This window comes from Streptomyces sp. NPDC058751, assembly GCF_042746485.1.
GTDB lineage: Bacteria > Actinomycetota > Actinomycetes > Streptomycetales > Streptomycetaceae > Streptomyces.
Genome location: NZ_JBHYPZ010000002.1, coordinates 29,878 through 42,769, shown reverse-complemented (window position 1 = coordinate 42,769; position 12,892 = coordinate 29,878). Strand labels below are relative to the sequence as shown.

Genomic DNA, 12,892 nt, shown 5'->3' with positions numbered 1-12,892 from the left:
CTCTCATTCCCCCGGTCCGCGCTCCCCGGGCCCCGCCTCCGGACCCGGTACGGGTTCCACGCCGGCGCGGGGTGTGCGGCCGCCGTCGGTGCCGTAGCCGAAGCGGATCAGCACCTGCGGCCCGCAGCGCCGTTTCGCGCCGGCCATCGCCGCCCTCAGGTCCGGCCATTCCATCGCCTGGTGCAGCACCGACGTGCGCACCCCGTGCCGGGTCGCCGTGAGCAGGACCCGCTCCAGCGCCTGCCCCGCCCTCAGCCAGTCCTCCCGCCAGTCGTACGCGGTCCACAGCAGGCCCACCTGGGCGTGGCGCTCGAAACGCAGGGCCGGCAGCCGCGGCACGGGCAGCCCGCCGGTGAAGTCCCGCACCGGCATCCGGCCGGAAGCGTCCCGCGCGCCCAGGGCCGTGACCGGGATGCCGTACGCCCCGTCGGCGCCCGGCACGGTGACCCAGGAGCGCTCCTCGTCCACCCGGGCCGGGTCGGCGGCGTTGCGGGCCTCGGCCGCCTGGGTCAGGCGCAGCAGGTGCCGGGTCCCGATGATGTCCGGCACCTCCAGGTGCGCGCCCTCGGCCCGGGCCGCGCCGGCCATCTCGTACGCGATCCGTTCCGGCACGGGGCGGCCGGTGAAGGGCATCCTGCTCGTGTGGCGCCGCTCGACCTCCTCGTACAGGTCGCGCAGGGGCAGCCGCGCGGTCTCGTCCGGCCTGGTGAGCCGTACGGTGGCCAGCAGGTCCGGGTCGTGCGGGACGGGGCAGAGCATGACGACCGGGTCCCAGCCGAGGTGCTCGGCGGCCACCCGGAGGTTGAGGACGGCCGCGCCCACCGACAGGTGCTGGGCACGCAGCCGGGGATCGGCCTCGGGCAGCCGTCGTGCCCGGTCGAGGCGGACCTGGATCACGCCGGTGTCCGGGTCCAGGCCGAACCGCCAGGGCTGGGTGTTGTGTATCGATGGCGCCGCCACCGCCGCGGCCAGCAGTGCGCGGACCGTTGCGGCGTCGACTTTCCGGGTCTGCATGGAGACTCCTTCGCACGGTGGAACGGTCGGGTCAGGTGGAGGGCAGGGCCGTGGCGAGCAGTACGACGCCCAGGGAGCCGCAGAGGGAGACGACCGCCAGTGAACGGGCCAGGTCCGGGCGGCCCTTGGCCTGTGCGATGCCATGGCCGGCGGCGGCGGCCATCACCACGGCGAACAGGGCGAGTTTGGCCGCCAGGGTGCGTCCGTAGCCCGGTTCGGCGAGTGAGGCCCAGGTGACGCCCCGGTGCCAGGCCATGGCCCAGCCCGTGGCCAGCTGCACCGGCAGGAAGACGGCCCCGGTGAGCATCCCGAACCGGCGTCCCGCCGCCGACGTGAACCGGTCCTTGGCCTCCGGTTCGAGCAGACGGCGGGCCAGCGGCAGGACCACCAGGGACAGCGCCAGCTGGCCGCCGACCCACAGGACGGCGCCCGTCACGTGCGCGAAGCGTACGAGGGACCACCAGGTGACGGTGTCCATCAGTCGCTCACCTCCACCATGCCGTGGGCGCCGGCCTCGGCGTGGCGCATGTCGTGGTCGACGAAGGCGTAGTGCCCGGCCTCGGGGAACACCGTCTCGACGAAACCGCCCTGCGCCGGGGCCAGGTCCAGCACCTGTGCGCCGCCCGCGTCCTTGGGCTTGAGCAGGTGGGCGCCCTCCTTGTACACGGTGTCGAAGACGGTGCCGACGACGTGGAAGGCGATGCCGTCGGACGGTCCGGCCGCGACCACCCAGAAGCGGGCCCGCTCACCGGCCTTCACCTTCAGGGGCCGCTGGCTGTACTGGTTCGCGATGCCGTTGAACACCCAGGCGTCCGGGGTGTTCTCGCGCATCTTCGTCACCTGGGCGGTGCTGCCCGGTGCACCGAGGTAGAGCTCGGAGGAGACCAGGACGTATTCGTGGTCGGCCTTCGCGAGTCCGGGCGGGTCGATGACGACGGCGCCGTACATGCCGTTGCCCATGTGCTGGAGCATCGGCGTGGTGCTGCAGTGGTACAGCCAGGCCCCGGCGCGCTCGGCACGGAAGCGGTAGACCAGGCGCTCGCCGGACTGGATCGTGCGCATGGCCCGGTCGGGGGCGAGGGATCCGGCGTGGAAGTCGATGCCGTGGCCCATGCCGGTGTCGTCGTTGACGAGGGTGATCTCGAAGACGTCGCCGACCTTGCCGTGCAGGGTGGGGCCGGGCGCGGTGCCGCCGAACGTCCACATCTGCTGCTTGACGCCGGGGGCCACCTCGATCTCGGCGTGGCGGGCGTGCAGTTCGGTCTTGTGGACCGTGCCGCCCTGGACAGGGGCCAGGTCCGCGGTGCGCGGCCGCCAGCCGGCCGAGAAGGGGGCGGACAGGTCCAGGCCCGCGGCGCCGGACGTCCCGCTCCCGTGTCCGGCCGTCGTGTGTCCCGTGTGTCCGGTTTCGGCCGTCGCGGTGCCGTTCTTCTGCACGACGACGTCCAGGGTCATTCCGGCCGCCCGGTGGCCCGGCAGGGTGCACCAGGCCGTGCGGTCCGCGGTGACCGGTCCGAGGTCGAGCGTCCTGCTGTCCCCCTCGGCGAGCATCGGGGTGGCGGGGCCGTCGTCCACCTTGAGGTCGTGCCGCTGGGAGTCGGTGTTGGTGACCTCCAGGCGCAGGCGGGTTCCCGCGGCGACCTCGATCCGGGCCGGGCGGACCCGCATGTCGCCCAGGGAGACGGCGACGGTGCGGGTGGCTCCCGAGCCCCCGCCCGCCGCTCCGGCGGCGACGTCCGAGGTCCCCGTGCCGCCGCCGCTGTTCGCGGCCAGCACGGCCAGTACGGTCACCACCGCGCCCGCGGCGGTACCCCACAGCACGGGACGCCCCGCCCCGCCGGTTCTCCCGGTCTCCCGCAGGACGGCGCGACCGCCGCGGACGAGCACGGTCACCGTCAGGGCGAGGAACGCGGCTCCGGCCGCGGCGGCGAGCAGCGCGCCCGCGGTGGCGGCCGGACGGGGCAGCGGCAGCGCCAGGAGGGCGACGCCGAGGTTGAGGGCCGCGAGCCGCAGCGGCCAGTACCACTCCAGGACCCCCCGCAGGGCGGCCCGCTCCTTCGGGCCGGCCGAGAGGACGATGGGGAGGAGGTAGGTCAGGGCCCCGACGAGGACCTGGGCGACCATCCCGACGAGCAGCACCGGGACCAGGGACCCGATGTCGTCCCGTACCGCGGTGAGCGGCCTCGCGACCAGGAGCCCGAGGTCCACGGCCACGCCGACGGCCAGCCAGACCGTGGCCGCGGCCAGCATCCACGCGGCGGCCGCGGAGATCACCGGCTTGTCGCGCACCGTGCCGGCGAGCAGGTGCCCGGCGACGGCGACCCCCGCCGCGTACAGGGCCATGCCGGCCGCGGCGGCGGGGCGCAGACCGAGTGCCAGTCCGGCGACCGCGACGAGCAGACCGCCGCCGGTCAGCGCGAGCACACGGCGGGCCAGCCGCGTGGTGCGCTCGGCCATGCGGACGCCCAGCACGGTGGGCCAGAGCATGAACAGCGTGCCCAGCACGGGAAGCCCGATCCAGCCGAGGAGGGTGACGTGAACATGGGCCAGCCTCAGCCCGGTGTAGTGTCCCGCTCCGGCTCGGCCGGTGGCCAGCAGCCAGCCCAGGACCGCGCCCACGAGCAGTGCCACGGCGGCGGCCCGGTAGTAGTCGGCGAGCGGGGCGAGCCGTCCGGCGAGCGCTCCGCGCCCCATGCGGACCAGCACCACCAGGTGCGCGGTGACGGCGGTGACGAGCAGCGCGCATCCCGCGCCGGTCAGTGCGGGCAGGTCCGCCCACACCCCGCCGAGGACGCCCGCGACGCCAGTGTTGACGCCGGCCAGCCGGGCGTCGCTCCAGCGCCGGTCGGGCAGCCGGGCGTGGAGCATCGCGACCGCGAAGTGCTCGCTCCACACCACGATCGCCGTCGTCACCGCCCCCAGCAGGAACAGGTGGACGGCGAGCCAGCGGGCCACCGGCAGCGTCTGCCGTTCGCTCGCCGCCAGCAGGGCGAGCACCGCCCAGGCCGCCACCAGCGCGTGGGCGGCCAGGTGACGGCCGCGCTGTCCGGACTCCTTGAACCTGCTGCGCGGGCGGGTGGCCTCCTCCGGCGGGTCATCGCTCTTGCTGTGCACGGTGCTCACGGTGCTCCTTGCCGCCCGGGGCGGCGGTCGGACGGGGAGGGACGGACGGCTGCGCAGTCGGCTGCGAGGGCGGGCCGCCGGCCAGCAGGGAGGCCAGTTCCCGCTGGTGGGGGAAGGATCCGGGGACGTAGCCGCACCACGGCTCCTCGGCGTAGGGGTCGCCGGTGACGCCGTAGGCGCGCGAGCGGGAGCCGCCGCAGACCCGGCGGAACTCGCAGGCACCGCACCGGCCGCCCAGCCGGTCGGCGTCCCGCAGACCGGTGAACAGGTCGGAGGAGCGGTAGATCTCCGTCAGCGGCCGCTCGCGCACGTTGCCGGCGCCGAGCGGCAGGAACCCGCTGGGGTGGACGGATCCGGTGTGCGAGACGAAGACGAAACCGCGCCCCGCGTTGACGTCGAGCGGCGGACGCCGTACCCGGCGCACCGCGGTGTCGAGCCCCAGGCCGGCGGCCCGGTCACGCAACTCCCGGTACAGCGGGCCGAGTCCGAGGGCCGCGACGTGGTCGTCGCCCTTGTCCGCGAGGATCCGCCGCTGGAGCGTGACCCGGCGGAAGTGGTGGGCCTCGGTGGTCTTGGCGGGGACGGTCAGGCCCACGTCGTACACGAAGTTGAGCACGTCCTCGACCTCGGCGGGCGTCAGGACGCCGAGGCTGCGGCCCCGGCCGGTGGGCACGAGGAAGAAGGCGCTCCACAGCATCGCCCCGTGTTCGGCGACCAGGCGGACGATGTCGGGGAGGTCGTGCAGGTTGTGCCGGGCGACCGTGGTGTTGATCTGCACCTTCATGCCGAGGGCGCGGGCCGTGTCCCAGGCGTCCAGGGTCCAGCGGAACACTCCGGGGACCCCGCGGAAGGTGTCGTGGAGTTCGGCGGTGGAGCCGTCCAGGCTGAGGGAGAGCCCGGAGGCGCCCGCGGCGTGCACGGCGCGCAGCCGTTCCTCCGTGAGCGTCGGGGTGCCGGAGGGGGACACGGCGACCCGCACTCCGGCTTCCCTGCCGTAGGCGATGAGGTCGGTCAGGTCGGGGCGCTGGAACGGGTCTCCGCCGGTGATCACGAACAGGGGGGCGGGGTGCCCGAAGGCGGCCACCTGGCGCAGCAGGTCCTGGGCTGCGGCGGTGTCCAGTTCGCGCGGGTCGCGGTCGGGCACGGCCTCGGCCCGGCAGTGCAGACAGGCCAGCGGACAGGCCCGGGTGGATTCCCAGATGACGATGAACGGCCGCTCCCCGGCGTCGTGCCGCTGGCGGCGGATGGCGTGCGTGACGGCGCTCACCGCTCGTCCCTTCCCGTCGCACGACGGTGTCCGGCCGCCCGGGAGTCAGGGCGGGCGGCCGGACACCGGCCGGGCCGGGGCGCGCACGGCTCCCACCGTGAGCAGCGGCGGGTTCGGCCTCGACGGGAGCTGCTGGGGTCGTGCACGGGATCCTCCGGATCGGCCGCCGTCGGGTTCCACCGGCGGTGGCCGTGGTCGGCGCGGCGGCCGGGGTCTTCTGCATCGGTGTGACCGAGCGGTCCTCTCGAACCGTTCGGCCGAGGCCAGCATGCAACCGCGGCCGCACCCGGCCCTCCGGCCGACCGGGTCCGGAACAGGGGCCGTTCGGCCCCATTCCGGCCGTCAGGAGGGGGCCGGAAGGCGGTCCGCCAGGGACCGCCGGACCAGGTACTCCGTGATCAGCGGCGTTTAGCGTCACAGCCATGGAGAAAGATCAGAACGTACGACCGCGGGCGTCGCTCGGTGAGGACTGGCCGCTGGCCGCCCGGCGGCTGCTCAACCGTCGCGAGGTGTCGGCCGACGGCCGTGCCGTGTTCGGCGAGGGTGACCCGAAGTGGGAGGGCTTCTACCGCGACCGGTGGGCCCACGACAAGGTCGTACGGTCCACGCACGGAGTCAACTGCACCGGTTCCTGCTCGTGGATGGTGTACGTCAAGGACGGCATCATCACCTGGGAGCACCAGGCCACCGACTATCCGTCGATCGGCACGGACTGCCCCGAGTACGAGCCGCGCGGCTGTCCGCGTGGTGCGTCGTTCTCCTGGTACACCTACTCGCCCAGCCGGGTCCGCTACCCGTATGTGCGCGGCACGCTGCTGAAGATGTGGCGTGAGGCCCGCAAGCGGCTGGGCGACCCGGTGGCGGCCTGGGCCGAGATCACCGGCGACCCGGCGAAGGCGCGCGCCTACAAGCGGGCGCGCGGCAAGGGCGGTCTGGTGCGCGCGAACTGGGACGAGGTGAGCGAGCTGGTCGCCGCCGCCCAGGTGCACACGGTGAAGAAGTACGGCCCCGACCGGGTGGCCGGCTTCTCGCCCATCCCGGCGATGTCGATGGCCTCCTTCGCGGCCGGCGCGCGGTACCACTCGCTGATCGGCGGCACCCTGCTGTCGTTCTACGACTGGTACGCGGACCTGCCGATCGCCTCGCCGCAGGTCTTCGGCGACCAGACCGACGTGCCGGAGGCCGCGGACTGGTGGAACGCGGGCTACCTGATCATGTGGGGTTCCAACATCCCCGTGACCCGTACGCCCGACGCGCACTTCCTGACCGAGACCCGCTACAACGGCACCAAGGTCGTCGCGGTCAGCCCCGACTACGCCGACAACGTCAAGCACGCCGACGAATGGGTCTCCCCGCACCCCGGCACCGACGGCGCGCTGGCGATGGCCATGGGTCATGTGATCCTGCGCGAGTTCCTGGTCGACCGCGAGGTGCCGTACTTCCAGGAGTACATGCGGAAGTTCACCGACGCCCCGTTCCTCGTGACGCTGCGCGAGCACGACCGCGGTCTGGTCCCGGACGGGTTCCTGACCGCCGCCGACCTCGGGCAGGAGACCGAGCACGCCGAGTCCAAGACCGTGCTGCTCGACTCGGCCACCGGTGAACCGGTCGTGCCGAACGGCTCGCTCGGTTTCCGCTGGGAGAAGTCCGAACAGGGCCGCTGGAACCTCGAACTGGGCGATGTGGTGCCCGAGATGAGCCTGCTGGAGCGCGCTGAGGAGACGGTCGAGGTCGCCCTCCCCCGCTTCGACGAGGGCGCCACGGAGGGCGGTTCGGTCCTGGTCCGCGGTGTGCCGGTGCGCCGGATCGGCGGCCGGCTGGTCACCACCGTCTTCGACCTGATGCTCGCCCAGTACGGCATCGAGCGTCCCGGGCTCCCGGGCAGCTGGCCGTCCTCGTACGAGGACGCCTCCGAGCCGTACACCCCGGCCTGGCAGGAGACGGTCACCTCGGTGCCCGCCGAGCAGGCGGCCCGGATCGCCCGGGAGTTCGCCCGCAACGCCGAGCGCACCAACGGCCGTTCGATGATCGCGCTGGGCGCCGGCACCAACCACTGGTTCCACTCCGACACCATCTACCGGGCCTTCCTGGCGCTGACCACGATGACCGGCTGCCAGGGCGTCAACGGCGGCGGCTGGGCGCACTACGTCGGCCAGGAGAAGGTCCGCCCGGTCACCGGGCAGCAGCACCTGTCGTTCGCCTTCGACTGGCAGCGGCCCACCCGGCACATGGCGGGCACCTCGTACTGGTACCTGAACTCCGACCAGTGGCGCTACGAGGCGTTCGGGCCCGAGGAGCTGGCCTCGCCGCTCGGTGAGGGCCGGTTCAAGGACAAGGGCTTCGCCGACTGCCTGGCGCAGGCGATCCGGCTGGGCTGGAGCCCGGGCCACCCCGGCTTCAACCGCAACCCGCTCGACATCACTGACGAGGCGAAGAAGCGCGGCAAGCAGGTCTCCGACCACATCGTGGACGAACTGAAGTCCGGGCAGCTGCGGTTCGCCGCCGAGGACCCCGACGACCCGGCCAACTTCCCGCGGGTGCTGACCGTGTGGCGGGCCAACCTGCTCGGCTCGTCCGGCAAGGGCAACGAGTACTTCCTGCGCCATCTGCTGGGCACCGACGCGGCCGTCCGCTCCGAGGAGACCCCGCCCGAGGGGCGCCCGAAGGACGTGGTGTGGCGGGAGGAGGCCCCCGAGGGCAAGCTCGACCTGATGGTCTGCATGGACTTCCGGATGACCTCGACCGGTCTGCTCGCCGACGTGGTCCTGCCGGCCGCCACCTGGTACGAGAAGGACGACCTGTCCAGCACGGACATGCACCCCTTCGTCCACGCCTTCACCCCGGCCATCGCCCCGCCCTGGCAGGCCCGCACCGACTACGACACCTTCATGACCATCGCCGACCGGTTCAGCGAACTGGCCGCCGAGCACCTGGGCACCCGCACCGACGTCCTCGCGGTGCCGCTGCTGCACGACACCCCGGACGAACTCGCCCAGCCGGGCGGGACGGTGAAGGACTGGAAGCACGGCGAGTGCGAGCCGGTCCCCGGCAAGACCATGCCGAAGCTGGTCGTCATCGAGCGGGACTACGCCGTGATCGGCCAGAAGATGCGCGCCATCGGCCCGCTCCTCGACACCCTGGGCACCACCACCAAGGGCGTCACCGTCCACCCCGACCAGGAGCTGGAGGACCTGCGGCACCGCAACGGCACCGTACGGGACGGCGTGGCCGCCGGACGGCCCTCGATCGCCACCGCGAGCGAGATGTGCGAGGCGATCCTCGCCCTGTCCGGCACCACCAACGGACGCCTCGCCACCGAGGGCTTCAAGGAACTGGAGCGGCAGACCGGCAGCGAGGGCCTGGTGGAACTGTCCGCCGAACGCGAGGCGGAGCGCATCACCTTCGCCGACACCCGCACCCAGCCCCGCTCCGTGATCACCTCCTACGAGTGGTCCGGCAGCGAGACCGGCGGGCGCCGCTACTCGCCGTTCGTCATCAACACCGAGCACAAGAAGCCCTGGCACACCCTCACCGGCCGCCAGCACTTCTTCGTCCAGCACGACTGGATGGCCGAGCTCGGCGAGCAGCTGCCGGTCTACCGGCCGCCGCTCAACACGCCCAAGCACTACGGCGACGAGCAGCTGCACGAGGACGGCCGGGCCGAGGTCACGGTCCGCTATCTGACCCCGCACTCGAAGTGGTCCATCCACTCCAACTACCAGGACAACAAGTACATGCTCGACCTGTCCCGGGGCGGACCGACGATCTGGATGTCCACCGTCGACGCGGAGAAGATCGGCGTCAAGGACAACGAGTGGATCGAGTCGTACAACCGCAACGGCGTCGTCGCCGCCCGCGCCGTGGTCACGCACCGCATGCCCGAGGGCACGGTGTACATGTACCACGCCCAGGACCGCAACGTGAACGTGCCGAAGACCGAGGTCAGCGGCAAGCGCGGCGGCATCCACAACTCCCTGACGAGGCTGCTGCTCAAGCCGACCCATCTCGCGGGCGGATACGCCCAGTTCACCTACGCCTTCAACTACTACGGCCCGACCGGCAACCAGCGCGACGAGGTGACGGTCATCCGCCGTCGCTCGCAGGATGTGGAGTACTGAAATGTCCCGTGACGGAGTCACCGTCGGACCCCGTGGCAAAGCCGCTGTCGGACCCCGCGGCGAAGCCGCTGTCGGACGGGTGATGGCCCAGGTGGCCATGGTGATGAACCTCGACAAGTGCATCGGCTGCCACACCTGTTCGGTCACCTGCAAGCAGACGTGGACCAACCGCACCGGCGTCGAGTACGCCTGGTTCAACAACGTCGAGACCAAGCCCGGAGTCGGCTACCCGCGCCGCTACGAGGACCAGGAGCAGTGGAAGGGCGGCTGGATGCTCGACAAGCGCGGCCGGCTGGTGCTGCGCTCGGGCGGCCGCGTCAAGCGCCTGATGTCGCTGTTCTCCAACCCCGACCTGCCGTCCATCGAGGACTACTACGAGCCGGTCACCTACGACTACGACAACCTGGTCAGCGCCCCGGCGGGCCCGGACTTCCCGGTGGCCCAGCCCCGTTCGGTCCTCACCGGCAAACCCACCGCCATCACCTGGGGCGCCAACTGGGAGGACGGCCTCGGCGGCGCGGGCGAGAACGCCGGCGCCGACCCCAACCTCAGCGGCGAATGGGCCGAGAAGGTGAAGTTCGAGTTCGAGCAGACCTTCCTCTTCCACCTGCCCCGCCTGTGCGAGCACTGCCTCAACCCCGCCTGTGTCTCCGCCTGCCCCTCCGGCGCGATGTACAAGCGGGTCGAGGACGGCATCGTCCTGGTCGACCAGGACAAGTGCCGTGGCTGGCGGATGTGCGTGACGGCGTGCCCGTACAAGAAGGTGTACGTCAACCACGCCACCGGCAAGGCCGAGAAGTGCACCTTCTGCTTCCCGCGCATCGAGGCCGGACAGCCCACCGTCTGCTCCGAGACCTGTGTCGGCCGCCTGCGCTACCTCGGACTGCTCCTCTACGACGCGGACCGGGTCGGTGAGGCGGCGGCCACCCCGGACGAGAAGGACCTGCTGGACGCCCAGCGCGGGGTCTTCCTCGACCCGCACGACCCCGACGTCATCGCGGCGGCGCGGGAGTCGGGCATCCCCGAGGACTGGCTGGACGCCGCCCGCCGCTCCCCGGTGTACGACCTGGTCATGCGGTACAAGGTGGCCCTGCCGCTGCACCCGGAGTACCGCACCCTGCCGATGGTCTGGTACGTGCCCCCGCTCTCACCCGTCCTCGACGCGGTCGACGCGGCGGGCGGCAACCAGGACGACCCCGACCACGTCTTCGCCGCCGTCACCCGGCTGCGCATCCCGCTGGAGTACCTGGCGGAGCTGTTCACCGCCGGCGACGCGGACGTCGTCGCCGGGGTGCTCATGAAGCTCACCGCACTGCGCTCCTTCATGCGCGAGCGCACGCTGGGCGAGGACGGCGACGAGACGGTGCTCAAGTCCGTCGGCCTCACCGCCCGCGAGGCGGAGGACCTGCACCGGCTCCTCGCCGTCGCCAAGTACCAGGACCGGTACGTCGTCCCCGCAGCGCACAAGGAGGACGCCGCGGCGCTGAGCGCGATGGAGGACCGCTGCCCGGTCGAGACGTCCGGCCTCCCGGGCGACGACACCGGCGGACGGGTGATGCTCGGGATCCCGACCCTGCGCCGCAAGAAGACCGGAGACCAGTCATGAGCCCTGCCGCGCCCGACTCCGTCCGGGCGAACCCCATGTCCGCGAGCATCCCCGCCCTCGTCCGCACCCGCGTCCGGGCCGCCGTGCGCCGGCCGTCGCGGCTGACGCCGGAGGAGACCGAGGCCCGCACGACGGTCATGCGGCTGTGCTCGCTCCTCCTCCAGTACCCCGACGCCGAACTCACCACCGCGCGGCCCGTCCTGGCGGCCGCCGTCGCGGCGCTGCCGCCCTCCCCCGCCGCCGGGGACCTCACCGCCTTCACCGACTGGCTCACCACACAGGAACCGGACGCCCTGGAGCGCCACTACGTCGAGATGTTCGACCTGCGCCGCAAGAGCAGCCTCTACCTCACCTACTACCTGCACGGCGACACCCGCCGCCGCGGCATGGCCCTGCTCACCCTCAACCAGCGCTACAGGGCCGCCGGCTGGGACACCGACGGCGGCGAACTTCCCGACCACCTCCCGGTCGTGCTGGAGTTCGCGGCCCTCACCGGCACCGGCGCGGGCGAGGCGCCGCTGCGCCAGCACCGGCGCGGACTGGAACTGATCCACCGCGCACTGACCGACTCCGACTCCCCCTACCGGCACGTGCTGTCGGCGCTGCTCACCCTGCTCCCGCCGCCCACGGAGGCGGACCGGGCCGCCGTCGCCCGGCTCATCGCCGAGGGCCCGCCGAACGAGGACGTCGGTCTCGACCCGTACGGGACCTACGGCCAGGGGGAGTTCGCCCCGCCGGGCACGTTCGTGCCCCCGCCGCCCGCGCCGCCGTCCCGTGAACCGGACCGCGCGGCCCACGTACCGACCCACCCGACGAGCCGTACGGAAGGCCACCGATGAACGCCCCGCTCCTCCCCGTGGCGGCCGCCCCCGCGAGCGGCGCCGACCTGCTCCTGTGGGTCGCCGTCCCGTACGTCTGCCTCGCGGTGTTCGTGGTCGGCCACGTCTGGCGGTACCGGCAGGACCAGTTCGGCTGGACCTCGCGCACCAGCCAGCTCTTCGAGCACCGCTGGCTGCGCTGGGCCAGTCCCCTGTTCCACCTCGGGGCGTTCATGGTGATCGGCGGGCACGTCGTGGGGCTCGCCGTCCCCGACTCGTGGACCGAGGCCGTGGGCATCTCCGAGCACGCCTACCACACCACGGCCGTCTGGGCGGGCTCGGTGGCGGGCGTCGCGATGGTCACGGGGCTCGGCATGCTGTGTGCCCGCCGCCTCATGACCCGGCCGATCCGGCTGGGCACCGACCGCAGTGACAAGGTCCTGTTCCCGCTGCTGGCGGCCACCGTGCTGCTGGGCATCACCGCCACCGCCGCCCACAACGTCTTCGGCCCCGGATACGACTACCGTGCCACCATCTCCGTGTGGTTCCGCGGCCTGTTCGTCCTCCAGCCGCAGCCGGAGGCGATCTCCGGAGCCCCGCTGCTGTTCCAGCTGCACGCCCTGACGGCCTGCCTCCTCTTCGCCGCCTGGCCGTTCACCCGGCTCGTCCACGTGTGGAGCGCGCCGATCGGGTACCTCGCCCGGCCGTACCTGGTCTACCGCAGGAGGGCCACGACCGCGCCCGTCCCCGGGCCCATGGCCAGGACCCGGCGCACCTCCCCGTCCGGGCGCACCCGATGAGCCACGGCCCGGCGCTCTCGGCGGACGCCGCGCCGGCCGCGGGCGGGGGGGGCCCCCCCGGGGGCCGCCCGCGGGCGGCGGCGGGGGGGGTGGGGCCCCCGCGCGCGCCCCCGCGGGGCGCCCCCCCCCACACCCGGGGCCGGAGG

The 12,892-nt window shown here is 73.0% G+C and carries 8 protein-coding genes; 4 read left to right on the top strand and 4 right to left on the bottom strand.

The window, feature by feature from the left end; translation table 11 throughout:
- Positions 1 to 3: 3 nt before the first annotated feature.
- The 4 genes from ACFW6B_RS02380 to ACFW6B_RS02365 are packed head-to-tail and all read right to left on the bottom strand — an operon-like array spanning position 4 to position 5,404.
- A complete protein-coding gene (locus ACFW6B_RS02380) occupies positions 4 to 1,014 on the bottom strand; it encodes an Acg family FMN-binding oxidoreductase (RefSeq protein WP_386591429.1) in 1,011 nt (336 codons plus the stop codon).
- Between the two features lie 31 nt (positions 1,015 to 1,045).
- Complete coding sequence (locus tag ACFW6B_RS02375) at positions 1,046 to 1,492, bottom strand: hypothetical protein (protein ID WP_386591428.1); 447 nt, start codon at positions 1,490 to 1,492, stop codon at positions 1,046 to 1,048.
- Complete coding sequence (locus ACFW6B_RS02370) at positions 1,492 to 4,137, bottom strand: multicopper oxidase domain-containing protein (protein WP_386591427.1); 2,646 nt, start codon at positions 4,135 to 4,137, stop codon at positions 1,492 to 1,494. The genes ACFW6B_RS02375 and ACFW6B_RS02370 overlap by 1 nt, the downstream gene beginning before the upstream one ends.
- Complete coding sequence (locus tag ACFW6B_RS02365) at positions 4,109 to 5,404, bottom strand: TIGR04053 family radical SAM/SPASM domain-containing protein (protein ID WP_386591426.1); 1,296 nt, start codon at positions 5,402 to 5,404, stop codon at positions 4,109 to 4,111. Before ACFW6B_RS02365 ends, ACFW6B_RS02370 begins: the two co-directional genes overlap by 29 nt.
- Positions 5,405 to 5,826: 422 nt before the next feature.
- On the opposite strand from ACFW6B_RS02365, the gene ACFW6B_RS02360 reads away from it, so the two are divergent.
- The 4 genes from ACFW6B_RS02360 to narI all read left to right on the top strand — a co-directional run bounded on the left by ACFW6B_RS02360 (position 5,827) and on the right by narI (position 12,746).
- On the top strand, positions 5,827 to 9,522 hold the full coding sequence (locus tag ACFW6B_RS02360; protein ID WP_386591425.1) for a nitrate reductase subunit alpha: 3,696 nt from the start codon (positions 5,827 to 5,829) through the stop codon (positions 9,520 to 9,522).
- Positions 9,523 to 9,604: 82 nt separating this feature from the next.
- Positions 9,605 to 11,128 (top strand): nitrate reductase subunit beta, encoded by a 1,524-nt coding sequence (gene narH, locus ACFW6B_RS02355; protein WP_386591424.1) that lies wholly within the window; start codon positions 9,605 to 9,607, stop codon positions 11,126 to 11,128.
- A complete protein-coding gene (gene narJ / locus ACFW6B_RS02350) occupies positions 11,125 to 11,967 on the top strand; it encodes a nitrate reductase molybdenum cofactor assembly chaperone (RefSeq protein ID WP_386591423.1) in 843 nt (280 codons plus the stop codon). The genes narH and narJ overlap by 4 nt, the downstream gene beginning before the upstream one ends.
- Positions 11,964 to 12,746 carry a respiratory nitrate reductase subunit gamma gene (gene narI, locus ACFW6B_RS02345; protein WP_386591422.1) on the top strand — a complete coding sequence of 261 codons (783 nt, stop codon included), beginning with the start codon at positions 11,964 to 11,966 and terminating at the stop codon, positions 12,744 to 12,746. The genes narJ and narI overlap by 4 nt, the downstream gene beginning before the upstream one ends.
- The last annotated feature ends 146 nt before the right edge of the window (positions 12,747 to 12,892 follow it).

Coding starts and splice junctions, on each gene's coding strand:
- ACFW6B_RS02380 (WP_386591429.1), bottom strand. CDS start 1,014: ATGCAGACCCGGAAAGTCGACGCCGCAACGGTCCGCGCACTGCTGGCC.
- ACFW6B_RS02375 (WP_386591428.1), bottom strand. CDS start 1,492: ATGGACACCGTCACCTGGTGGTCCCTCGTACGCTTCGCGCACGTGACG.
- ACFW6B_RS02360 (WP_386591425.1), top strand. CDS start 5,827: ATGGAGAAAGATCAGAACGTACGACCGCGGGCGTCGCTCGGTGAGGAC.
- narH (WP_386591424.1), top strand. CDS start 9,605: ATGGCCCAGGTGGCCATGGTGATGAACCTCGACAAGTGCATCGGCTGC.
- narJ (WP_386591423.1), top strand. CDS start 11,125: ATGAGCCCTGCCGCGCCCGACTCCGTCCGGGCGAACCCCATGTCCGCG.
- narI (WP_386591422.1), top strand. CDS start 11,964: ATGAACGCCCCGCTCCTCCCCGTGGCGGCCGCCCCCGCGAGCGGCGCC.